At 68.3% G+C, this 22,861-nt stretch carries 21 protein-coding genes and 1 pseudogene; 11 read left to right on the top strand and 11 right to left on the bottom strand.

All coding sequences use genetic code 11. The features are described from left to right. Positions 1–21: 21 nt before the first annotated feature. A complete protein-coding gene (locus OG555_RS02820; protein ID WP_329480872.1) occupies positions 22–1,269 on the top strand; it encodes an MFS transporter in 1,248 nt (415 codons plus the stop codon). Further along, the gene (locus OG555_RS02815; RefSeq protein ID WP_329480870.1) at positions 1,266–1,742 is read left to right on the top strand and encodes a winged helix-turn-helix transcriptional regulator; all 477 of its coding nucleotides are present in this window, start codon (positions 1,266–1,268) and stop codon (positions 1,740–1,742) included. The genes OG555_RS02820 and OG555_RS02815 overlap by 4 nt, the downstream gene beginning before the upstream one ends. 50 nt (positions 1,743–1,792) lie before the next feature. Here the strand turns inward: OG555_RS02815 and OG555_RS42700 are convergent, their stop codons facing one another. Together OG555_RS42700 and OG555_RS02800 are read right to left on the bottom strand one after the other, a co-directional pair. Beyond that, positions 1,793–3,832, bottom strand: coding sequence for a S8 family serine peptidase (locus tag OG555_RS42700; RefSeq protein ID WP_442914513.1), 2,040 nt, complete (start codon positions 3,830–3,832; stop codon positions 1,793–1,795). Positions 3,833–3,945: 113 nt separating this feature from the next. Beyond that, a pseudogene (locus OG555_RS02800) lies at positions 3,946–4,905 on the bottom strand (S8 family serine peptidase); the annotation flags it as partial. A gap of 352 nt (positions 4,906–5,257) precedes the next feature. Here OG555_RS02800 and OG555_RS02795 point away from each other — a divergent pair. The 3 genes from OG555_RS02795 to OG555_RS02785 all read left to right on the top strand — a co-directional run bounded on the left by OG555_RS02795 (position 5,258) and on the right by OG555_RS02785 (position 8,680). Further along, a complete protein-coding gene (locus OG555_RS02795; RefSeq protein WP_329480866.1) occupies positions 5,258–5,428 on the top strand; it encodes a hypothetical protein in 171 nt (56 codons plus the stop codon). A gap of 127 nt (positions 5,429–5,555) precedes the next feature. Continuing rightward, positions 5,556–7,217 (top strand): FAD-dependent oxidoreductase, encoded by a 1,662-nt coding sequence (locus OG555_RS02790; RefSeq protein WP_329480864.1) that lies wholly within the window; start codon positions 5,556–5,558, stop codon positions 7,215–7,217. Beyond that, entirely contained in the window at positions 7,217–8,680 is a 1,464-nt protein-coding gene (locus OG555_RS02785; RefSeq protein WP_329480862.1) for an ATP-binding protein, read from the top strand. Before OG555_RS02790 ends, OG555_RS02785 begins: the two co-directional genes overlap by 1 nt. Before the next feature lie 122 nt (positions 8,681–8,802). Here OG555_RS02785 and OG555_RS02780 read toward each other — a convergent pair whose 3' ends face one another. Continuing rightward, a complete protein-coding gene (locus OG555_RS02780; RefSeq protein WP_329480861.1) occupies positions 8,803–9,141 on the bottom strand; it encodes a hypothetical protein in 339 nt (112 codons plus the stop codon). 123 nt (positions 9,142–9,264) lie between these two features. After that, positions 9,265–10,191, bottom strand: a complete 927-nt coding sequence (locus OG555_RS02775) for an alpha/beta hydrolase family protein (protein WP_329480859.1) — start codon at positions 10,189–10,191, stop codon at positions 9,265–9,267. 55 nt (positions 10,192–10,246) lie between these two features. On the opposite strand from OG555_RS02775, the gene OG555_RS02770 reads away from it, so the two are divergent. Next, positions 10,247–10,786 (top strand): helix-turn-helix domain-containing protein, encoded by a 540-nt coding sequence (locus tag OG555_RS02770; protein WP_329480857.1) that lies wholly within the window; start codon positions 10,247–10,249, stop codon positions 10,784–10,786. Positions 10,787–10,850: 64 nt separating this feature from the next. Continuing rightward, complete coding sequence (locus OG555_RS02765) at positions 10,851–11,150, top strand: hypothetical protein (RefSeq protein ID WP_329480855.1); 300 nt, start codon at positions 10,851–10,853, stop codon at positions 11,148–11,150. 264 nt (positions 11,151–11,414) lie between these two features. Here OG555_RS02765 and OG555_RS02760 read toward each other — a convergent pair whose 3' ends face one another. From OG555_RS02760 to OG555_RS02730, 7 genes are all read right to left on the bottom strand, one after another. After that, complete coding sequence (locus OG555_RS02760; RefSeq protein ID WP_329480853.1) at positions 11,415–12,146, bottom strand: poly-gamma-glutamate hydrolase family protein; 732 nt, start codon at positions 12,144–12,146, stop codon at positions 11,415–11,417. A 200-nt stretch (positions 12,147–12,346) separates the two neighbouring features. Then, complete coding sequence (locus tag OG555_RS02755; RefSeq protein WP_329480851.1) at positions 12,347–13,285, bottom strand: sugar kinase; 939 nt, start codon at positions 13,283–13,285, stop codon at positions 12,347–12,349. Positions 13,286–13,424: 139 nt separating this feature from the next. Further along, positions 13,425–14,045: a bifunctional 4-hydroxy-2-oxoglutarate aldolase/2-dehydro-3-deoxy-phosphogluconate aldolase gene (locus OG555_RS02750; RefSeq protein ID WP_329480849.1), complete on the bottom strand. Its 621-nt coding sequence runs from the start codon at positions 14,043–14,045 to the stop codon at positions 13,425–13,427. Between the two features lie 9 nt (positions 14,046–14,054). After that, a complete protein-coding gene (locus OG555_RS02745; RefSeq protein WP_329480847.1) occupies positions 14,055–14,870 on the bottom strand; it encodes a hypothetical protein in 816 nt (271 codons plus the stop codon). Continuing rightward, complete coding sequence (gene dgoD / locus OG555_RS02740) at positions 14,864–16,009, bottom strand: galactonate dehydratase (RefSeq protein WP_329480846.1); 1,146 nt, start codon at positions 16,007–16,009, stop codon at positions 14,864–14,866. The genes OG555_RS02745 and dgoD overlap by 7 nt, the downstream gene beginning before the upstream one ends. Beyond that, a complete protein-coding gene (locus tag OG555_RS02735; RefSeq protein WP_328518725.1) occupies positions 16,006–16,743 on the bottom strand; it encodes a FadR/GntR family transcriptional regulator in 738 nt (245 codons plus the stop codon). The genes dgoD and OG555_RS02735 overlap by 4 nt, the downstream gene beginning before the upstream one ends. Then, a complete protein-coding gene (locus OG555_RS02730) occupies positions 16,740–17,462 on the bottom strand; it encodes an SDR family NAD(P)-dependent oxidoreductase (RefSeq protein WP_329480845.1) in 723 nt (240 codons plus the stop codon). The genes OG555_RS02735 and OG555_RS02730 overlap by 4 nt, the downstream gene beginning before the upstream one ends. 213 nt (positions 17,463–17,675) lie before the next feature. On the opposite strand from OG555_RS02730, the gene OG555_RS02725 reads away from it, so the two are divergent. From OG555_RS02725 to OG555_RS02710, 4 genes are read left to right on the top strand one after another with little or no spacing between them, the layout of a single operon-like run. Then, complete coding sequence (locus OG555_RS02725) at positions 17,676–18,959, top strand: ABC transporter substrate-binding protein (RefSeq protein WP_329480844.1); 1,284 nt, start codon at positions 17,676–17,678, stop codon at positions 18,957–18,959. Further along, positions 18,956–19,903 carry a carbohydrate ABC transporter permease gene (locus OG555_RS02720; protein WP_329480843.1) on the top strand — a complete coding sequence of 316 codons (948 nt, stop codon included), beginning with the start codon at positions 18,956–18,958 and terminating at the stop codon, positions 19,901–19,903. Before OG555_RS02725 ends, OG555_RS02720 begins: the two co-directional genes overlap by 4 nt. Next, the gene (locus OG555_RS02715; protein WP_329480842.1) at positions 19,900–20,721 is read left to right on the top strand and encodes a carbohydrate ABC transporter permease; all 822 of its coding nucleotides are present in this window, start codon (positions 19,900–19,902) and stop codon (positions 20,719–20,721) included. The genes OG555_RS02720 and OG555_RS02715 overlap by 4 nt, the downstream gene beginning before the upstream one ends. Beyond that, positions 20,718–22,847, top strand: coding sequence for an alpha-galactosidase (locus tag OG555_RS02710; protein ID WP_329480841.1), 2,130 nt, complete (start codon positions 20,718–20,720; stop codon positions 22,845–22,847). The genes OG555_RS02715 and OG555_RS02710 overlap by 4 nt, the downstream gene beginning before the upstream one ends. Positions 22,848–22,861 lie beyond the last annotated feature (14 nt).

The raw sequence follows: 22,861 nt of genomic DNA, 5'->3' as shown, positions 1-22,861 counted from the left end.
GGGAATCTCCGGAAGGAACCCATGACCACCTTCGAACTGCCCGCCACGGCCACCGCGCAGCCACATCGCACCCTGAGCCGTCGGGCTAGTTTCTGGACTGCCGCCGCGGTCGCGGGCATCAGCCTGTGGACCAGCGCGGCCCCGACGACGGCGTACCCGCTCTACGCCTCGACCTGGCACCTCACTCCGACCGCGACGACGGCGATCTTCGCCGTCTACCCGGTCGTGCTGGTCGTCTTCTTGCTGATCTTCGGACAGCTGTCCGACTACATCGGCCGCCGCGCCACGATGCTGTACGGCGTCGGCGCCCTGCTCGCCGGTGTCCTGCTCTTCGCGATCGCGCCGTCCGTGGGCTGGGTATACGCCGGACGTGCGCTGATGGGAGCGGGTGTCGGCCTCGCACTGACTGCTGCAACGGCCGCAGTGGTCGAGTACAGCGCGCCGGGCAAGGCATCGCGCGCCTCGTCCATCACGACCGCTGCGACCGCGGCCGGTCTCGCACTGGCGACGATTGTCGGCGGCGGCCTGATCGAGTACGCACCAGCGCCGCTTCACCTGGACTTCTGGGTGCTGCTGGCGGTGATCGCCATCGTCTTCGGCTTCGTCTGGCAGATGCCGCGGCATACGAAGGACGAGAGCCAAGGCGCCTGGCGGCCGCGCCCGATCACCGTGGCCAAGGGCATCCGCGTGCTGTATGTCGCATCTGCAGTCGCAGTGACCGCGGCGTACGCGTTCGGCTCGGTGTTCCTCGCACTCGGCGCGCAGGTCGCCCGGCAGCTGATCGGGACCGAGAACATCTTCGTCATCGGTCTGATCCTCGCGATCATGTCGGTCACGATCGGCGTCACCGCGATGGCCGGCCGCCGCTTTCCGGCCGGACGGCTGGTCGCGGCCGGCGCGGTCGCCACGCTGGTCGACCTCGCCCTCCTCGAGACCTCGGCACAGACGCACTCGCTGCCGCTGTTCATGGCCGCCACGGTGCTGGGAGGCATCAGCTACGGTCTGCTCTTCTCCGGCGGTCTGGGACTGATCACCGCGCACGCGCCGGCTCACCACCGCGGCGGCACCGTCGCGGCTGTGTATCTCGTCGCTTACGTCCTGCAGGGCTCGATCGCGCTGACGCTCGGCCTGGTCGCGACCGCGTCCGGCCTCGGCACCGCACTGCTGCTGGGCGTGATCGTGATCGGTAGCCTGGCGGTGCTCGTGATCGCTGCCGCGGGAGCCCTGGCAGCGCGGGGCGGTGGCCAGTTGGTGGAGGAGGCGCGATGACCACGCGAACGGCGACCCCGCCGAACTGCTCGATCGCCCGGACGCTCGATCTGGTCAGCGACCGCTGGTCCTTCCTGATCCTGCGCGAGGCCCACCTCGGGACCACCCGGTTCGCGGATTTCCGCGACAACCTCCACATCGCGCCGAACATCCTGACGAACCGGTTGGCCGCGCTGGTCGACGCCGGTCTGCTGGAGAAGCGCGAGTACCAGGAGGCCGGCGAGCGGACGCGATCGTCGTACCACCTGACACCGGCCGGTGTGGACCTGAAGCTCGTGCTGGCGGCCCTGCAGCAGTGGGGCGACGTGCACGTACCGCGTGCGGACGGACCGACCGTGCTCCGGCGGGACTCCCGGTCCAAGGGCCTGGTCGACGTCGGCTTCGTCGGCAAGGACGGCGACGCGGTCCCCGACGAGGACGTGGTCTTCGAGCCTGTCGCGGGTGGTCCCGCGGATCGCAGTACCTGGCGCTGACCAGACCGTACGGCGGACCCGTCACAGACGGGTCCGCCGCACTCCTGTTGCTAGTTGATCGTCACCACAGTCCCGGCCCGGTTCGGGAACTCGACGAACCCAGTCGAGCGCTTGTCAGTCGGCAGACCCGACCAGGAGGCCGTGACCTGGAAGGGCTTGAAGGCGGCCGGTGCGACCGGCGGGCTGACCTGCAGCGCTCGGCCCGAGGACGTCGTCACCACGTTGGTCTGCATCGTGTACTGCGTGGTGTCCGCACCCGGCGGGTTGGTCAGGGTGATGGCTAGGACACCCCACACGCCCGGAGCCGGTGCCGCCACGGTTGCCGACGCCTGGTTGGAGCCGTCGCCCACGAAAGACAACAGCTGCGTCTGACCGTTGACGACCTTGTAGAGCACCAGCCAGATGCTGCCCGCCGGGTCCACCGTCTTGATGTTCCACTGCACGGCCTTGGTCTGGGCGGTCACGGTCACCGGGTAGTTCGGCAGATCCGCGGCCCCGGCCGGTACGGCGCCTGGCACCAGCGGCGCCGACACGAGGCCATAGGACCGGATCGGGATGCCTGCCTTGCCGGCGGTGGCCTCGAACGACGCAGTGCCGGACGTACCCGAGCCGGCCACCTCGGTGGGTGCGAGGACAGACGTCGGTACGACGGCGATCGGGCTGCGGACCGTCTTGCCGGCGCCCTGCCAGGTCAGCCAGCCGCTAGTCGTCTCAGCCGACGGGGCGGTGTCCTGGGTGAGCTTCACCTTGAACGTCTTCGTCTGGCCCGCTGCGGTGAAGTTGAGGATCGATGGCGTCACCACGGCCTTCATGCCGGGCACGGAGACAGTCGCCCGGTACAGGCCCGGTGTCACCGCGGTCACTCGTCGAGTGATTGTCTGCGTCCCTAGCAGTTGCCCGACGGCGATCGAAGGAGCGTTGTAGTCACTCGGGTCGATCGCCGGCGCCCCGGTACCAGTGTCGACGCCAGTGCCTTCCAGGTAGCCGAGCCAGTCAGCGTCGCCGGAGTCGTAGACCAGACCCGGGTCCAGCATCTTCGACGGCTGCACCTCTCCGGCGCCCCGGTCGAACGGGTTGCTGTCGACAGCGCCAGTAGAAGTCAGTACGTCGCCGGCCGTCGTCATCAGGGCCGACTTGACCGCCATCGGCGACCAGTCCGGGTGCTTCGCAAGGTACAGCGCCGCGAGACCGGCCACATGCGGCGCGGCCATCGACGTACCCGAGTAGAACGCGTAGCTCTGGCCGGCGTTCGTCGGCGGTGCGACCGCAGCCAGCACGTTGACGCCCGGTGCGGCCAGATCCGGCTTCAACAAATCGCCATGACTCGACGTAGACGGCCCACGCGACGAGAAGTCGGCCATCTGCGGGTAGGGCTCACTGAGACCGCTCGTGTTGCCCGGCACGAGCTCCGCGGTCCCACCGGCCGCAGCCGCGTAAGCCTTCACTGTCAGAGCGGCCGGCACGTTGAGGTGCACAGTCGGTACGACGTGCGAGTCGCCGAGCGCATCCTGGTCGAACAGGTTGATCAGCACCAGGCCGACACCGCCGGCCCGCTTCACCTCGGCCGACTTGTCGACCCGAGCACCCACACCACGCTCACAGACGACGATCGTGCCCGCGGTCTTGGCCGGGTCGAGCGTCCCGGGCAGACACCCGAGCGCATCGGAGTCGCTGGCCCCGGACACCTTCACCTCCGGCCCGTTGACGAGCGGGTGGCTACCGGTCCGGACAGCGATGCTCGTGCTGATCCCGGCGTACTTCTGTCCGTTGCCCAGCACAACAGTTCCGGCGTACGGCGCGACCGTGCTGGCGCCGACCGTGGTCACCCAGGGCGAGGTGTTGTCGAGGGTGGCCGGGTCCGGTCCGGAGTTGCCGCCGGCCGCGGACACGAAGATGCCCGCCGATGCCGCGGACAAGAACGCGAGCTGGACCGGGTCGGTGTGTGCGGACTCGAAGATCGAGCCTACCGAGTAGTTGATGACGTCGACGCCGTCCGCCACGGCCTGGTCGATCGCGGCCAGGATGTCGGAGGTGAAGCCGCCGGAGTTCTGGCCGTCCTTGCCTTCCCAGAGGGCCTTGTAGACGGCGATCTTGGCCGCCGGTGGAAGCCGGAGACGGTGCCGAAGTCGACACCGTCGACGGCGACGTCGACACCGGGGTTGCCGGCCGCAGTCGACGCGGTGTGGCTGCCATGGCCTTCACCGTCGCGCGGAGACACGTAGTCCGCGCGCGCCTCCGGCGGGACGAAGCTGAGCCAGCCGTCGCCGAAGTACTTGGCGCTGATCAGCTTGGTGTTACACAGGTCCGCGGTGAACTGCTCGCCGGCCTCACAGCTGCCGGTGAATGTGTCGCCGTCGGCCTTCTGCATCACGGTCTCCGAGCCGGAGCGGTACGGCCGGTAGGGGTCCGCTGCGGTCGGGGGGCTCGTGCCGAGCGCGGGTCCGGCGAAGGACGCGCTCTCGGGCCAGATGCCGGTGTCGACTACGCCGACCACGACGCCCTTGCCGGCTGACGCCGTACCGCCGAGTGCTTTCCAGACTCCGGAGTTGCCGGACAGCTTGAGGAAGTCAGTGGACTTGCGATCGTCCAGTGCGACCCGCATTTGGTCCGGGACGACGGAAACCACACCCGCCGTCTTGCTGAGCTCGTTGACCTGCTTGGAGGTCAGCGAGGCGGCAAAGGCGTTCAGTGCGGTCGAGTAGTCGTGAGTTACCTTGGCGCCGACGCGCGCCGCGACCTCAGCGTGCTTACCGGAGAGGAAGGTGCGATAGCGCTTGGCGTCGGCGCTGTTCACCTCTACCTTGCGACCGGCGGTGGGCTTGGTGGCCTTGAGACCGCTCACGCCACCCTGGTACGTCGCCACCGGCTTGTCGGCCAGTGTGACGACGTACCGGCCTGGTGCGAAGGTCGGCAACCCCAGCGAGGTGGCCGTCGGCCCAGTGGGCGGTTGTGCGGAGCCTGGTGGAGCCACCAAGGCGGTGGTGATCAGCACGGCACCGGCGAGCAGGGCGGCGCGCCGGCGCAGATTGGGATGGTTCACGTGATGCCTCCACGGGGGACGCTGCGTCCCAGTTGTCCTGACCGTGGGCTGTAGCCCCGGCCGCCCGCCCCCGAGCTCGGACGCCGAAGAGCCTGCCAAGCCAATGCCCCGACTACACCGCATTGGCTTCAACTAGCCGCTGGCGAAAACCTGCCACTCAGCGCGTGGCGGTCACCAGCAGGTACTGCGCGGGGAGGCGGACCTCCCCGGACGGCGTGGTCCAGTCAGTCGCGATGATGTCGAGCATGCGGGTACGGACCGCAGCCAGGCGGCCGGCCTCCTCGAGCAGTGGGAACGTGGCGATGCCCAGCGGGTGGTTGGCGATGCGGGTCTCCCAGTAGTCTCCGGCGAGGCCGCGGTGACGGCGAGGTCCTTGGCCGTGGTCGAGACCTCGAAGCCGTGCGCGCCGAACAGCTCCGACAGGACCTTGGGGTCGTGCCAGTCGATCTGGCCGTCCGTGGCCTCGCTGCCGCCGGTGACTTCGCGGACGGCCGTGGCCACGATGCCGACGATCTGGTCCATCACCCTCCGTGGTGGCGCTTCGCCGGCGTTCCGCGGGCTGATGACGTGGTCGATCAATTGGGACCGGTACTACAACTGGGAGTTCCAGAACAGCCACGCGCCGTACCTCGCGGCCCTGCCCTGAGGGCCGGGTCCTCGGGCGCCACAGAGCCCGCCCGGCCGGCCCGGTCCGCGCCCAGCCCCCGCGGACCGGGCCAAGGCCTGTGGATTACCGATCCCGGTTTGTGGCTTTCCGCTGGTATGAAGGAGGCATGACAGCGTCAACGACCCGCCCGGTGATCCTCACCGTGGACGACGACCCCGGCGTTTCCCGGTCGATCGCCCGTGACCTCCGCCGCCGGTACGCCGAGGAGAACCGCATCGTCCGGGCCGAGAGCCCGGCCCAGGCGCTGGACGCCCTCAAGGAGCTCAAGCTCCGGGGTGAGCCGGTGGCCCTGCTGCTGGCCGACTACCGGATGCCCCAGATGTCCGGCATCGAGTTCCTCGAGGCCGCGATGGACCTGTTCCCGCTCGCCCGCCGCGTGCTGCTGACGGCGTACGCCGATACCGACGCGGCGATCCAGGCCATCAACGTGGTCGACCTCGACCACTACCTGCTGAAGCCGTGGAACCCGCCGGAGGAGAAGCTCTACCCGGTGGTCGACGCGATGCTCGACCTGTGGAAGGCGACCCCGGAGCCGTCCACCGACGAGACCCGGGTGATCGGGCACCGCTGGTCGGCGCCGTCGTTCGCGGCCCGCGACTTCCTCGCGCGCAACGCCGTCCCGTACCGCTGGCTCGGCGTCGACGACGAGGAGAGCAAGCGGCTGCTCGATGCGGCCGGGATCGATGGCGCCACCCTGCCGGTCGTGATCACTCCCGACGGCACGGTCATGGTCGCGCCGTCCGAGGCCGAGCTGGCCGACAAGGTCGGGTTGTCGACCTCGCCGGCGAAGGACTTCTACGACCTGGTCGTCGTCGGCGGCGGCCCGGCCGGGCTCGGCGCCGCTGTGTACGGCGCCAGCGAGGGACTGCGGACTGTCTTGGTCGAGCAGTTGGCGACCGGCGGACAGGCTGGCCAGTCCAGCCGGATCGAGAACTACCTGGGCTTCCCGGACGGAGTGTCCGGTGCCCAGCTGACCGATCGAGCCCGGCGGCAGGCGGTCCGGTTCGGGGCCGAGCTGCTGACCGCTCGTCAGGTGGTCGGGCTGGAGACCCTCGGCAACGCCCGGCGGCTGATGTTCTCGGACGGCAGCGAGATCTCGTCGCACTCGGTGATCCTGGCGACCGGGGTGTCCTACCGGACCCTCGAGGCGCCGGGGGTCGACGACCTGTGCGGCCGCGGGATCTACTACGGCTCGGCGACGACCGAGGGCCCGTCCTGCGCCGCACAGGAGGTCTACATCATCGGCGGGGCGAACTCGGCCGGCCAGGCCGCGGTCTATTTCTCGAGGTATGCCAAACGCGTGCATATGCTGGTGAGAGGACCATCGCTCACGGCGACGATGTCGTCGTATCTGATCGACCAGATCGACGACATCGACAACATCGAGGTGCACACCTGCACGCAGGTCGTTTCCTGTAAGGGCTCGGAGCACCTCGAGGTGTTGACCCTGCTGAACAGCCAGACCGGCGAGAGCCGCGAAGTGAGCACGGAGTGGATGTTCGTGTTCATCGGCGCGGCGCCCCGGACGGACTGGCTGCCGGGAGACCTGCTTCGTGACGAGCGCGGCTTCGTGCTCACCGGTCCGGACCTGCACGGCAAACCGCCGGGCTGGATCCTGGAGCGGGAGCCGTACCACCTGGAGACGAGCATGCCGGGCGTGTTCGCCGCCGGCGACGTACGAGCCGAGTCGGTGAAGCGGGTCGCCTCCGCGGTCGGCGACGGAGCGATGGCCGTAACACTGGTGCACCGATACCTGGAGATGCTCTGATGAGTGACCACACCGAAGTGCGGCGGCTGAGCCCGGACGAGTTGCGCACGCTGTTCCTCTTCGAGAGCCTGACCGGCGAGCAGCTGCAATGGCTGTCCGAGTCCGGGTACGTCGAGTCCGCGCACGACGGGATCGTGTTCAACGAGGGGGACGAGGCGACCTGCTGCTACGTCCTGCTGTCCGGTGAGATCCGGCTCTGCAAGCTGTCCCACGGCGAGGAGATCGAGATCAACCGGACCGGCCAGCGCGGGGTGTACGCCGGTGCCTTCAACGCCTTCTTCGGCGCCGACGACCACAAGTCCTACACGGCGACGATGCGCGTGACCGAGCCGTCGGAGTTCTTCGTCATCGGTGCCAATGAGATGGCCACGATGATGAACACCTGGTTCCCGATGGCGGTGCACCTGATCGAGGGCTTCGTGATGGGCATGCGCCGGACCAACGAGACGCTGGGCGAGCGGGAACGGTTGCTTGCCCTCGGCTCCTTGTCCGCGGGGCTGACCCACGAGCTGAACAACCCTGCCGCGGCAGCGGTCCGGGCTGCGGCGACGCTGCGGCAGCGCGTCTCCGGGATGCGGTCGAAGCTGGCGATGCTGGCCGACGGCACCCTCGACGCGACCAAGCTGCACCAGATCGTCGCGCTGCAGGATGATGCCGTCGAGCGGCTGGAGAAGACCAAGGACAAGGACATCCCGCCGATGGAGCTGTCCGACGCCGAGGACTCGTTGACCGACTGGCTGGACGACCACGACGTCCAGGCCAGCTGGGACGTCGCGCCGGTGCTCGCCGCGGCCGGTCTGGATGTGCCGTGGATGGAGAACGTACTGACCGCGGTCGGGCCGAAGTACCTCGAAGGCGCGGTCCGGTGGTTGATGTACACGGTCGACACAGAATCGCTGATGAACGAGATCGACGACTCCGTCACCCGGATCTCGACCCTCGTCGGCGCCGCGAAACAGTACTCCCAGATCGACAGGGCGCCGTACCAGATCGTCGATCTGCGTGAGCTGCTGAAGTCCACGCTGGTGATGATGTCCGGCAAGTTGCAGGGCTTCGACGTGGTGAAGGACTTCGATCCCGAGCTGCCGCCGATCCCGGCGTACGCCGCCGAGCTCAACCAGGTGTGGACGAACATCATCGACAACGCGGTCAGCGCGATGGGCGGATCCGGGACGCTGACCATCCGCACCAAGAAGGACGGCGCGTACGCGATCGTCGAGATCGGTGACACCGGTCCCGGCATCCCGGCGGAGATCCGCCGCCGTATCTTCGAGCCGTTCTTCACCACCAAGCCCATCGGCGAAGGCACCGGTCTCGGCCTCGACATCTCCTGGCGCATCGTGGTCAAGAAGCACCACGGCGACCTTCGCGTCGAGTCCGAGCCCGGTAATACCCGCTTCAAGATCGTGCTGCCGTTGGACCCCGAGAAGGAACTGGAGTCCGACCCGGCGCTGCTGTCCTGAGTCACGCGGGCGGGTGGTTCCTCGAACCACCCGCCCGGTGCTGAGGGCGACGACGTCAGCCGCAGTTGGCGACACGACCACCCGCTCTGTGCGACAGCGTCAACCCGCGGCGGGTGACAGCGTCAGGCGAAGAAGATCTGTGCGATGCCTGAGAGCAGGTTCAGCGCGATCATGCCGAGCGCGATCGCGGCGCCGGCGACGGCCGGCGCATGGCCGCGGTGATTGCCCCGCCGCATCGCCTGACGCCCGTAGCGGACCGCGAGGATCCCCGGCACCGAGAAGACGATCAGCGCCGGGCCGGCCGCTGCGGCCGCGATCCAGACCGGAACGATCAGCTCGGCGGAGTAGCCGTACCAGGACAGCAACGCCTGACCGACCACGAACGCGACCACGAAGCTGAGCGGATAGAACGCCAACGACAGCCAGGCGCACACAACAGACCCGTCAGTCTTCTTCCCCACCTGCGATTTCGATGCTCGCACCGTGAACCGTCCAGACATCGCACACCCCCAGCATCAGTGTCCGGCCTACTAGGCGATGCCGACGAGTGCCAATCGGCCCACTTGCCAAGGGCATTGGGCCCATTAGCTCCTGGTTGTTCGGAGCATCCACCTGGCGATGGTGATGAGGGCTTCCGGGTCGACATGCTGCGCGGTTGCGTAGTCGGCGGGCGTGGAGGGGCCGGTGCCCGGGAAGAATAGGTGGTTGTCGGCTTCGAGGATCTTGATGGTTGCGTCGGGAAGACCGTCTCGCCAGGCGGGTAGGTCGTCGGCGACAGTGACCTGGTAGTCGCGGCCGCCTTGGAGGATGAGGATCGGTACGTCGAGCTTCGCCGCGGTGGCGACGGGGTCGTAGTCGCGGAGGTCGAGCCAGAACGAGGCCGGCATGCCGAAGGGCAGGTCGGTCGACGGTGTATCCGGTGACAGATCGGGGCTGTCGACCACCGCGGACTGGCGCTTGAACCGCTCGACAACCTCAAGCGGAACTGCTTCGGGGCTGGTCGTCGCGAGGTAGCTCATCACGCGTACGGCGGCGTGCTGCATGGGCTGGGTGTCCCCGGCCATGATGATCAGCCCGGCGACCGACGGCTCCTCGGCCGCGATCTTCGGCGCGACCTTGCCGCCCATGCTGTGACCGATCAGAAACACGTGTTCGACGTACTCGCGCAGTTTGTGTACGGCTGCGATGGCGTGCGGCACGTAGTCCGCCGTCATCGTGAAGCCAGGCTCGGTCATCAGCGCGGGCCGGGCAAAGCTGACCTTGTCGAACCGCAGGACGGTGACACCCCAGCTCGCCAACCCCCACGCCAGATCCTTGAGCGGCTTGTTGGGGCCGCTCGTCTCGTCGCGGTCGAAGGGACCGCCGCCGCTCAGCAGTACGACGCCGATTCCGTTGGGACGTTCGGGGAGCGTGACGGTCCCCGGCACCGCGCGCCCGTCGGCATTCAGTGCTGTCTCTTGCTCGGTGAAGCGGGCAGGGTCGGCGTACGGCGGGTGGGTCCACTCGGTCATCGACGTACCTTTCTCATGGTTTGAGAAAGGTAGCATGACGTGAGATTGTTGCGCCATGGGTCCGTTGGAGCTGCTCGGGCATCCGGTCCGCTTGCGTGTCGTGCATGCGCTGCGGGGTGGGCGGGAGCTGACGACGGGCGAGCTCGGCGAACGGTTCGCGGATGTCTCGAAGGCGACGCTGTACCGGCACGTCGAGCTCTTGGCCGAGGGCGGGATCCTCGAGGTCGCGGAGGAGCGGCGGGTGCGCGGTGCGGTCGAGCGGCGCTTCCGGCTGCGGCAGGAGCGGGCCTCGATCAGTGCTGAGCAGTTGGAGCAGTTGACGGTTGACGATCATCGGCGGGGGTTCGCTGCCGCGATGGCAGCGCTGGTGGCAGAGTTCAGTGCGTATCTCGATCACGAGGACGCCGATCCGCTCGCCGATCTCGTCGGCTACCGGCAGCACGGGATCTGGCTGAGCCAGGACGAGTTGTTGCAGCTGATCGAGGGGATGCGTACGGCGATCCTGCCGGTGCTGGCCAACGAGGCGACGCCCGACCGGAAGCGCTATCTGCTGAGTCCGATCCTGTTCCCGGTCGAGGATCCAGGCGACGGCTGAGGTGTCACATCTCCTGGCGTGACTACGTCAAATCGACGTACCTACCCAATACAAGGAGAAGCTGATGCAGTCGACCGGTGCGGTTGTGCGGGTTCATACGTATGTCGTGGAGCCCAAGAATCTCGCTGAGTTCCTCACCCGTCGGTCTGCCGTGATCGACCTGATCCGCGCTGCTCACCCGGGCCTCGTCGCCACCCGATTGGTCCGGCTCGAGGACGGCAGCTACACCGATACGTGGTCGTGGGAATCGATGCCGGCGATGGCTGCGGCGTTCCCGCTGGCCCAGAGCCCCGAGGCAGCCGCCGCCTGGTCGCTGACGTCGGACTCCACAGCTGTCAATGGCGAGGTAGTCGCCGACCGCTGACGCCGGCCGGGCGCTGCCTGCGTACCTAAGAACGGGTGGTAGCGCGGATTCTGAGGACAGGTCAGCCCGGGGTCACGCTCAGCCGAGGCTCTACGTAGACGACTACGTCCTGTTCTTGGGTACGCAGTCAGGGCAGGGGTGCGTAGTCGGAGCAGGGATGCGAGGGCCGGGCCTAGATGCGGGCGCCGAGTGGTGGTGCTGGCGTTGGGTGGGGATGGGGCGCGGGGTGCCGAAGGCGGCAGGATGTTGCGCGGTGGGCCGGGGTCAGGGGATGGGCTGGTCGGCTTCTAGGTCGGCTATGGCGGTGCGGGTTGCAGTGGTGAAGGTCCAGAAGAGTCGGCGGGTGGTGTTCTTACGGTCGGCGCGGGTGTTGATGCGGAACATCGCGCGCCGCAACGGGTTCGTGAGTTCGAGTTGGGCGCCGGCTGCGAGGAGGGTGCCGTTGGCGATGTTGGTGGGTTCGTCGCCGTTGAGTTCGGGGACCGCGGCGGCGTCGATCGCGTGGATGCCCGCCGCGGTCAGTCTGGTGAGGAGGTGGGACTTGAAGCTGGGGTTGCGGCCGCCGACGAGGACCGCTCGGGTGTCGTTCGGCAGTCCGGCCTGAGATGTCGTACAGCCGTGGAGGCCGACGGCGTTGAGTGAACCGCCGGCGAGGGCGCGGGCGACGTGGTCGTCGCACTTGGTCGAGGTGACGTGGAGTTCGCCGTTGCCGGAGGCGCGCAGGCCCTCGAACATCCAGTAGTCGTGGAGCGGACCGTCCGCCGGGGTCGGAGTGAGGTCGGCCGGGTGGTAGCCCGCGATCGCCAGGCAGAGCTCCGACGTACCGGATTCGATGCCGCCGCCGTGGGGAGCCAGGATCACCGTGCGCTGGACGTCGACCCGTTGGGTGAGGTCGTCGTCGAACCACTCATGCCGCCGGAACCGCCGCGAGTAGTCGACGCCTTCGTTCAGCGCGGGGTCGGCGTACAGCTCGGTGTTGGATGCGAAGCTCGGCACGCCCATCTCCCTCCGATCCACCCACTCTGATCCCAGCCGCGCGGATTGTGTAGCCGTGCGGGGTGTTGGCGTACCTAAGAACAGGAAGTAGTGCGGATTCGGGCGAAAAGTCAGCCAGGTTCACGCTCAGCCGGGGCTATACGTAGACGACTACGTCCTGTTCTTAGGTACGCAGTCAGGGCGGTGCCATGGGTGGGTGGTCAGCGGAGGGCGGTGCCGTGGGTGTGGGAGAGGAGGTGGAGGTCGTCGCGGGTGGGGAGGGATTCCCAGTCGCCGAGGGCGGTGACGCAGAAGGCGCCGGAGGTGGTGGCGCGGTCCAGGCGGGCTTCGGGGGACAGGTTGTCGAGAGTGGCGGACAGGTAGCCGGACACGAAGGCGTCGCCGGCGCCGATGCTGTCGACAACGGTGACGGGGAGGGCGGGGCGGTGGATGGTGCTGTCGGACGAGTGCGCCCAGGCGCCCTTGCCGCCGGCGGTGACGATGACGTGGTCGACAGTGGTGTGGGCCAGGAGGTCGGAGACCGCGTCGGGGGCGTCGGTGAGGAGGTCGAGTTCGTCGTCCGAGGCGAAGACGGCGTGCACGTATGGGAGGAGTTCGCGGATCGCGGTCGCGGCGTCAGGGCGAGACCAGAGGCGGGCGCGGTAGTTGACGTCGAGGGAGACCTGGACGCCTGCGGCCGAAGCTGTGCGTACGGCGGCCAGCGTGGCAGCGCGCGTGGTGTCGGAGAGGGCGGGGGTGATGCCGGTGACGTGGAGCAGGCGGGGTTGGGTTGCATCGATCGCGGCGATGGACTCGTCGGGGGTGAGGGTCGACCCAGCCGAACCGCGGCGGTGGTAACTGACGCGGGTGATGTCGTGCGACGGCTGGTCGAACGCGATGAACCCGGTGAACGAGTCGTCGGAGAACCGCAGGTAGTTCGTGTCGACCCCCTCGGCGCGCAACGTCCGCTGGATCAGGCGACCGGGCTCATCGTTGCCTACAGCACCTACCCACGTGGCCTGATGCCCGAGCCGGGACAGCCCGATCGCCACATTGGTCTCCGAGCCGGCGATCGACAGCTGAGCCTCTCCGCCGAGCCGCATCGGGCGCGCGGTCCGCACAGAAACCATCGTCTCGCCGAGCGTGAGGAGATCGGTCATCTTCGGACTCCTGGTGATCAGGCGGCGCTGCGGGCCGCCGGGCGGGGTGGCGATGCGTCGGGTGGGGCTGTGCGGGGAGGCGCTGGGTCGGCTGGGGGTGCGGGCGCGTGAGGAGATGCGGCGAGGTTGAGTGTGGGAGTCAGATGCCGAGGGTGGTGCGGAAGGTGGCGGCGCGGCTGGCCAGCTCGGAGAGTGATCCGCCGGTGCCGGCGTCGCCGAGGAGGGGCGAGCCTACGCCGACGGCCAGCGCTCCGGCAGCCAAGTACTCAGGGGCGCTTGCGGCGTCGACTCCGCCGACCGCGATGAGCGGGGCGTCGGGCAGGGGAGCGCGGAGTTCGCGGAAGTAGCCGGGGCCGTAGACCTTGGCGGGGAAGATCTTCACCGCAGTGGCGCCCAGGTCGAGGGCGGCGACGACCTCGGTGGGGGTGAGGGCGCCGCAGAGGAGGGGCAGGCCGAGTTCGACGCTGCGGTGCGCGCCGCGGGTGATGGCTGGGGTGACGACGAAGCCGGCGCGGGCTGCCGCGACGTCGTCGGCTTGCGCAGCGGTGATGACGGTGCCGGCGCCGATCAGGATGCTGGGGTCGTATTCGGCACGCGCCTTGGCGATCGCGTCCACCGCACCGGGCGTGGTCAGCGAGATCTCGAGCGCGGTGATCCCTGCGTCGACGAGGGTGCGGACACACGCCAGCGCGGTGTCGGGCCCGTCGGCGCGGATGATGGCGAGCATCTTGCGGTCGCGCAGTTCGGCAAGCAGATCCATGGCTCCAACCTATTTGATCGACACTGGCCTGGCGGACACGGTCAACCGCCAGGCCAGCTCACCGCTCGCGGGCACCACCGCGGCGTCGTCCGGTCCTGCGGCAGCCAGGTCGAACGCGCGCCCCAGCATCGGCTCCACCCCGAGACTCCGGTACGGCGCCTCGGCCGGGAAGCCGGCCTGGTTGCGCCACAACGCGGTGGACACTGGTTGCCCGGGGCAACTCAAGGTCAGCGTGAGCTCGGCACTGCGGTCGCGGACGGAGACCGTCGGGCAGTCGACCAGGACGGCGCCGACGGCGGTCCCGTCGGACGGGCCGTAGACCGTCAGGTCGAGCGGTGTCGGCCAGTCGGCTGTGACCCAAGGAGCGTGGTCGGGCCAAGCGGGCAAAAGCTGTGCAGCCTCGGGGTAGAGGCGGCACTCGGTCCCGGCGGGCGCTGTGATGACGGCGCCGGAAGCGCAGTCCAGCAATGCGTGAGCTGCCCAGATGAAGCGGTAGCCCGGCGGTGCCTGCAGGTTGTAGCCGGCGGTGACGGTGTCGGGGCCCGAGGTGAACGCCCGCGTCAGGATGGCGTCACCATAGGTGACCGTGCCTTCCCAGGGCTGGTTCCAGAGGCCGCCGTGGTCAGGGGTGCCGCGAACAGTCGGGAAGCATTCGTCGAGACCTCCGGCGTCGACGAAGGTGGCGAGGCCGGCGCGAGGGCCGGAGAGCAGACCCGGACCGGACCAGAGCCATTCGCGGCCGGCCAGGTGTAGGGACGTCCAGCGGCCGCCGTCGGTCGGGTCGATCGCCACCTGCCGGCCGGCCGCGGCTTGTTCGGTCACCATTCGGCGAAGGAGCCGTCTTCGTGGGTCCAGACCGGGTTGCGCCAGGTGTGCCCGGTCTTGTCGGCAGCGCGGACCGCCGTCTCGTCGATGGAGATTCCCAAGCCTGGCAAGGGATTCCACTCGGCGTGGCCGTTGACCCAGGTGAAGGGCGTCGGGTCGACCAGGTAGGACGTCAGGTCGCTCGACTCGTTGTAGTGGATGCCGCGGCTCTGTTCCTGGATCAGGAAGTTCGGTGTCGCGAACGACACCTGCAGGCTCGCGGCCAGCGAGATCGGCCCGAGCGGACAGTGCGGGGCCAGCATCGCGCCATGAGTGTCCGCCAGCACCGCGATCCGCCGGAGCTCGGAGATCCCGCCGGCATGGGACACATCAGGCTGGACGACCGCGACACCAGCGTTCAGCGGCGCGACGAACTCCGCGCGATGGTAGAGCCGCTCGCCCAGCGCCACCGGGACCGTCGACGTGCTGACGATCTCGGACAGGTGGGTCATGTGCTCCGGCAGCACCGGCTCCTCGACGAAGAACGGCTGCAGGTCCTCGACGGCGTGCAGGATCCGGCGCGCGCCGGCCACGCCGACGCGGCCGTGCAGGTCGATCGCCACGTCGCGGTGGTCGCCGATGGCCTCCCGTGCCGCCGCCAGCCGAGTCAGGATGTCGTTGATCTCGGCAACGGATGGCGACGGCTGGATCCGGCCGCTGCCGTTCATCTTCACCGCGGTCATTCCGGCCGCGACCTGTTCGGCGACCGCGTCACCGATGGCGGCCGGCTCGTCGCCGCCGACCCACGCGTACACGCGGACCCGATCGCGCACCCGTCCACCGAGCAGTGCCGCGACGGGAGCGCCGTACACCTTGCCGGCGATGTCCCACAGCGCGTGGTCGAGCCCGGCGACCGCGCTGCTCAGCACCGGGCCGCCGCGGTAGAAGCCGCCCTTGGTCAGCATCTGCCAATGCCGCTCGATCTGCAGGGGGTCCTGGCCGATCAGATACTCCGACAACGTGTCGATCGCGGTCCGGACGACCTCGGCCCGTCCCTCCACCACGGGTTCGCCCCAGCCGACGACGCCGTCACTCGTCTCGACGCGGCAGAACAGCCAGCGTGGCGGGACCAGGAATGTCTCGATCCGCTCGATCTTCACCGGCGCCGCCGTCCACGCGAAGAGCCGCGAACCTCGGTGAGGTCCTCGGCCGCCTTCGCCAGCAGCTTCCGCATCGCTTCCTCGGCGGCGACCGGATCGTGCGCCCGGATGGCGTCCAGCACGCGCCGGTGGCTCGGCACCGGGTCGTCGGACGGCTTCACCTTGTGCACCAGGCGGTCACGATCGGCCAGGCCGGTCTCCATGATCACTTCCATCTTGGTCAGTAGTTCGTTCCCCGTTGCCGCCAGCAACGCCCGGTGGAAGGCGAGGTCCGCGGCGACGGCGGCACGGTCGTCCGTGGCCGACTCCATCGAAGCCATCGCGATGTCCAGCGCCTCCAGGTGCGACTCCTCGGCCCGCAGCGCGGCCAGCCGGGCCGCGGCCGGCTCGACGATCCCACGCACCTCGTGCAGTTCCTCGAGCAGTTCCGGGCGTACGTCGTCGTCGAAGTGCCAGCGGATCATGTCCGCGTCCAGCAGGTTCCAGTCCGAGCGCGGCCGGACGAACGTGCCGCGCTTCTGCCGCGCGTCGACGAGCCCCTTCGCGGTCAGCACCTTCAACGCCTCCCGGACCGCGGTCAGGCTGACGCCGAGGTCGGCCTGCAGATCGGGCACGTTGATGGTCGCGCCCTCCGGGATCTGCCCGGACAGGATGCGCTGCGCCATCACCTCGACGATCTGCCCGTGCAGTCCCCGCGTGCCGCGTTGGATCCCCGTCACACCGTTCTCCCTCATGCCGAGTCCTTGGCCGCGGACCATCCGCCGTCGACCACCAGGCTGGCCGCCGTCACGTACGACGCTTCCGCCGACAGCAGGAACGCCACCACCTGGGCCACCTCGTCCGGCTGCCCGAGCCGCCCGATCGCCGTCGCCCGTGCACTCTGCTCCCGGCCCTCGGCGTCGACGCGATCCCACATCGCGGTCTCGATCGGACCCGGAAGCACGGTGTTCACCCGGATCGAGCCGCCGTACTCGACGGCCAGCTGGCGGCCGAGGGCGACCAGGGCGCCCTTGGTCGCCGCGTACGCCGGATGTCCCGGCAGACCGGCGAGAGCGTGCACCGACGACATCAGTACGACGGACCCCGCGCCGGCCGCCAGGTCGTCGTACAACGCCTGGAACCCGAGGAACGCGGCGGTCAGGTTGACGTCGAGCTGCCGTTGCCAGGACTGAGGCGGCAGCTCGTGGGCCGGTCTCACATCGGCGAAGCCCGCGTTGCTGACGAGTCCGTCGATCGGGCCGAGCTCGTCGCGACCGCGCGACCGCACCTCGGCCCAGGTGTCCTGCGCCGACACATCACCCAGTACGGCGATCGCCCGGCCGGCGACCTCCTTGCACGGTTGGACGTCGACCTGCACCACCGAGGCGCCCTCGGTCAGGAACCGCTGCACGCATGCGGCACCGATCCCGGACGCAGCCCCGGTCACCACGATCACCCGCCCACCCAGCCGCACCCGAGCCTCCTCCCACTCCCACCCAAGCACGCAAGGCGGAGCATTCCAACGATGAACGAGGCACCAGTTGACCGTGAGGCCGCCGTCTCGTCAAGCGATTTGTCGTAATTTACGAATTAATATTGACACCTGCGATCCTCCGCCGCAAGATCGTCGGCAACACACCACTCACTCGACTGGCACGCTGGTCGAGCAGATGTCAGGAGTTTGGGCATGACGGGTCTGGCAGCAGATCGACGGACTTTCCTCAAGGGACTCGGACTGCTCGGGGCAGCGGCCCTGGTGCCGGGGTGCGCTACCTCGACGAAGAGTTCGGGCAGCAGCGGCGCGGCGACCGGTGAGCTCTCGCTGCAGTCGAACCTTTCCAGTGAACAGGCCAAGGCCGCGATGGAGAAGCTCGTTGCCGCGTACAACAAAACCGGCGGTTCCCAGGTCAAGCTGAACACGGTCGCATCGGAGATCTTCCGGACCCAGCTGCCGACGTACCTGACCTCGGCCAACCCGCCCGACGTCTACACCTGGTACGCCGGCTCGGTCGCGGACTCGTACGCGAAGAAGGACCTGCTGCTCGACGTCTCGAGCGTGTGGGACAGCATGGGTAACTACCCGAAGTCGATGCAGACGCTGTCCACCAGCAGCGCCGGCCAGAAGATCTTCGTGCCGACCAGCTACTACTGGTGGGGCATGTTCTACCGGAAGTCGAACTTCGCCAAGTGGGGCGTGACGCCGCCGAAGACCTGGGCCGAGTTCCTCCAGGTCTGCAAGACGATCCAGGGCAAGGGCATCCCGCCGATCGGCATCGGTCTCGGCGACACCCCGTGGGTCGCGTCCGCGTGGTTCGACTACCTGAACATCCGGATCAACGGCGCGCCGTTCCACCGGCAGTTGCTGGCCGGCCAGGGCGACTTCACCGACCCGAAGGTCAAGGCGGTCTTCACCAAGTGGCGCGAGGCGCTGCCGTACTTCGACCCGAAGGGCAAGTCGTTCCCGTTCCAGGAGGCGACGTCGGCGCTGCTGGCCGGCAAGACCGGGATGTTCCTGATCGGCACGTTCTTCGCCGACTCGGCGCCGAAGGACGCGCTGGACGACATCGACTTCTTCCAGTTCCCGATCATCGATCCCGCCGTGCCGGTGGCCGAAGAGGCGCCGACGGACGGGTACTTCGCGTCGAAGAAGGCGAAGGACCCGGACGGCGTGAAGAAGTTCATGACCTGGCTGGCGACGACCGAGGCGCAGGAGATCTACGTGCAGAGCTCGTCGGGTACGGCGATCCCCGCGAACCCGGACGGGAAGTCGGCCGACACCGCGCTGGTGAAGAAGGGCAAGGCGATGATCGAGAGCGCGGCGGAGCTGACCCAGTTCTTCAACCGGGACTCCAGCGACGCGTTGCAGCCGACCGCCGACGCCGCCCTGACCAAGTTCCTCGACAAGCCGGACCAGATCGACCAGATCCTGAAGGACTGGCAGGCAGCCGCACAAAAGGTCTTCAAGGCGTGACTTCCACTCTGACAGAGACGGTTCCCGGCCGGTCCGCACAACGGGCCGGCGGGGGAGCCCGCCGTCCCAAGCGCTCCGGGCCGCGTAGGGTCTCGCCGTTGATCCTGGCCTTCGTGCTCGTGCCGTTTGCGGTTGAGGCTGTCTGGGTGTTCTGGCCGGCGTTGCAGGGGTTCTGGTTGTCATTGACGAACTGGGACGGGTTGTCGGCTCCCCGGTTCGTTGGGTTCGGCAACTTTGGCGACATGGTGTCGGATCCGATCTTCCGGACCGCGTTGAAGAACACGGCGATCTGGCTGGTGCTGTTCGGTGGGCTGAGTGTGATCGGCGGCTTCGGGATGGCGCTGCTGTTGCAGCGCGAGCGCCGCGGCGTCGGCATCTACCGGGCCGCGCTGTTCACTCCGGTCGTGTTCTCGCTGGTCGTCACCGCGCTGATCTGGCGGGTGTTCTACCAGCCGGACGGACTGGTCGACACCGTGCTGCGGACCGTTGGCCTGGGCAACTTCATCCGGCCGTGGCTCGCCGATCCCGACACTGCGTTGTACGCCGTGATCGTGCCGGCGCTGTGGCGTCAGATCGGGTACGTGATGGTGCTGTACCTGGCCGGACTGAAGGCGGTCGACCCCGCGTTGTACGAGGCCGCGAAGGTGGACGGCGCGTCGGCGTGGCAGCGGACCAGGTACGTCACGATCCCGCAGCTCAAGGGCGTGAACTCCGTGGTCCTGTCGGTGATCGTGATCGACTCACTGCGGTCCTTCGACATCGTCTGGTCGATGACGAGGGGCGGTCCGTATCACTCGTCCGAACTGCTGAGCACCTACATGTACTCGACCGCGTTCCAATCCACCCAGCTGGGCTACGCGTCCGCGCTGGCCGTGGTGATCTTCGTACTCGCACTGGCCGTGATCCTCGGCTACCTGATCCGCGCCTTCCGGGAGGAAACATGAACCGCCTGCGGACCTCGGGATACCACGTCGCGATGGGGCTCGTGTCGTTCCTGTGGATCGCGCCCATCCTGTGGGTGATCGTGATCTCGTTCCGCAGCTTCGACGATGTCGCGGCGAACGGGCTGGGGTCGCTCCCGCATTCGTTCACGTTCTCGACGTACAAGTCGGCGTGGGAGGACGCGGACGAGTTCCGGGCCCTGATCAATAGTCTGCTGGTGACGATTCCGGCGGTGATCCTGAGTCTGGGGCTGGCGTCGATCGCGGCGTACGGGCTGGCGCGGTACAGCATCCCGTTCCGGCGGACGATCCTGTTGCTGATGTTGATGGGGAACCTGCTGCCGCCGCAGATCCTGCTGATCCCGATCTCGCGGTTCGTGGAGCTGATCGGGTACTACGACACGCTGATCGCGCTGATCGCCGTGCATGTCGGCTTCGGGCTCGGGTTCTACACGTTCGTGCTGCACGGGTTCATGCGGGATCTGCCGCGGGAGATCCAGGAGGCGGCGACGATCGACGGGGCCGGGCCGGGGAAGATCTACGCGAGCGTGATCCTCCCACTGACCCAACCCGCTCTGGCTGCCCTTGGTGCGCTGTCCTTCACATGGATCTTCAACGATCTGCTGTGGTCGATCACCGTGATCCGCTCCGGCGAGAAGATGCCTGTCACGCCGGCGTTGCTCGGTCTCCAAGGGCTCTTCGTCTCGTCCTGGAACGTGATCGCCGCCGGCACCGTCATCGCGGCCGTCCCCACGGTCGCCGTCTTCCTCCGCTTCCAGAAGCACTTCGTCGGCGGGCTGGCGATCGGGGCGGTCAAGTGAAGACCTGGACCCTCCGCGGCGCAACCACCTCCTATGTGGTGGGCGTCCCGGACCACGGCCAGTGGGCGCAGCTGATTGCCTGGGGCCCCCATGCGGTTGCCGACGGCCCGTCAGTTGTTGCTCCGGTAGGCACCGAACACTTTCTGCCGCGCGCCGACGTGGAGCCCTTGGAGTACGCCGTGCGCGGTGTCCGCTATGCAGCGCCGGTCGACCTGGTGGTGAGCGGCCCTGACGGCTCCGACGAACTCCGACCCACCTTCACCACCGCCAACCGCTCGGCCATTTCATGGGACAACCCTCGGACTCGCCCGTTATCCGCTGGTATTTCGGGGGGAGAACCGACAACTCGACAGGCTCTCCCTTCAAATGGCGAGGGCGGGGATGGGGCTGGGGACGGGGTGAGTGGGCTGGAGCTTACGTTCGTGGACGCGCTGCGCGGGCTCCGGTTGGTTTTGCACTACCGTGTCCCGGCCGGGCTGGACGTGGTCGAGCGCTGGGTTTCGGTGCACAACGACGGCGCTGACGAGCTGACGCTGCACCGGCACGACTCCGCGGGGTTTGTGGTTCCGACGTCCGGCGGGGCAACGGTGAAGTACTTGTGGGGCGAGTGGAACAGCGAGTTCCAGCAGAGTGAGGTGTCGCTCGAGCGAGGGCGATTCACAATCGGGAGCGCGCAGGGGATCACGGGGCATTCCTACTCACCGTTCATGGCAGTCGACGACGGCAGTACGGCGTACGGCGTACAACTGGCGTGGTCCGGGTCATGGGAGATGAGCACGGACGTGGACACGACCGGACTGCTGCGGATTCAGGCCGGTCGGGTCTCGTCGAGTCTGGGGATCAGGCTGGCGCCCGGGGAGACCTGGGTGTCGCCGAAGGCGGTGGGCGCGTGTAGCGCGGAGGGGACCGACGGGCTTGCGCGCGTCTTCCACGACTACGAGCGATCGCTGTCGCGGAAGCTCACGCCGAAGGTGCTCTACAACTCGTGGTTCGCGACCGAGTTCGACATTCGCGCCGAGCATCAGCTCGAGCTGGCGCGGTGTGCCGCGAGTATCGGGGTCGAGACGTTCGTGGTGGACGACGGGTGGTTCGTCGGGCGGTCGGATGACACCGGCGGGCTCGGGGACTGGGACGTCGACCCGGCCAAGTTCCCGGATGGGCTCGACACTTTCATCGCGCAGTTGAAGGAGATCGGGCTCGACTTCGGGCTCTGGGTGGAGCCCGAGTCGGTGAGTCCGACGTCCGAGCTGGCCGCGAAGCATCCCGAATGGATCTTGCGCGCTCCCGGCCGCGATCCCGTCCTCATCCGCAACCAGCTCCTGCTCGACCTCAGCCGTGACGACGTCGCCGACTTCATCTGGACCACGCTCGACCGGCTGCTGTCGTCGTACCGGATCACGTATCTGAAGTGGGACGCCAACCGGCCGCGGCTCGACGCCGGCGACCAGCGGCGCGATCTCGACGGACGCGTCGTCGCGAACCTGTACGCGATCCTCGACCGGCTCCGAGCCGAGCATCCGGACGTGTACGTCGAGGGATGCGCGGGCGGCGGCGCCCGCGTCGACCTCGGGATGGCCGCGCGGGTCGACACGCTCTGGCCGAGCGACAACACGGCCCCGCTGGATCGGCTCAGGATCCAGCAGGGGTTCCGGACCGGCTTCGCGCCCCATCTGATGAGCTCCTGGGTGACCGATGCCGTCGGCACCCATGACGGCCGCGAACGGTCCCTCGACTTCCGCTTCCACGTCGCGATGGCCGGCGTACTCGGCATCGGCGCCGACCTGTCGCGCTGGAACAACGAGCAGCTGGCGACCGCCGCGCGGCACATCGAGCAGTACAAGGGCATCCGCGACTTGGTTGCCGATAGCAAGGTCTACGGACTGCCGGCCGGTGTCCAGTACGTCGGTACGACGCGATCCGTGGTGTTCCTGTGGGAGACGGGTGACGGCAACGTGCGCGGGACGTTGCCGACCAGGCCGCGACGCGTGCCGCTCGTCCAGCTGGATCCCGCGAAGAACTACCGGGTGGGGGACGAGGTCCACCCGGGCAGCTATCTGCTGCAGGTCGGCATCCGCTGGGACGGCTCGACCGACTCGAACTGCCTGGTCGTCGAAGCACTCGACTGACCGCTCCGCTCAAC

The organism is Kribbella sp. NBC_01484 (assembly GCF_036227145.1).
Lineage (GTDB): Bacteria > Actinomycetota > Actinomycetes > Propionibacteriales > Kribbellaceae > Kribbella.
The sequence above is the reverse complement of the archived record's forward strand: the minus strand, read 5'-3'. Positions and strand labels throughout refer to the sequence as shown.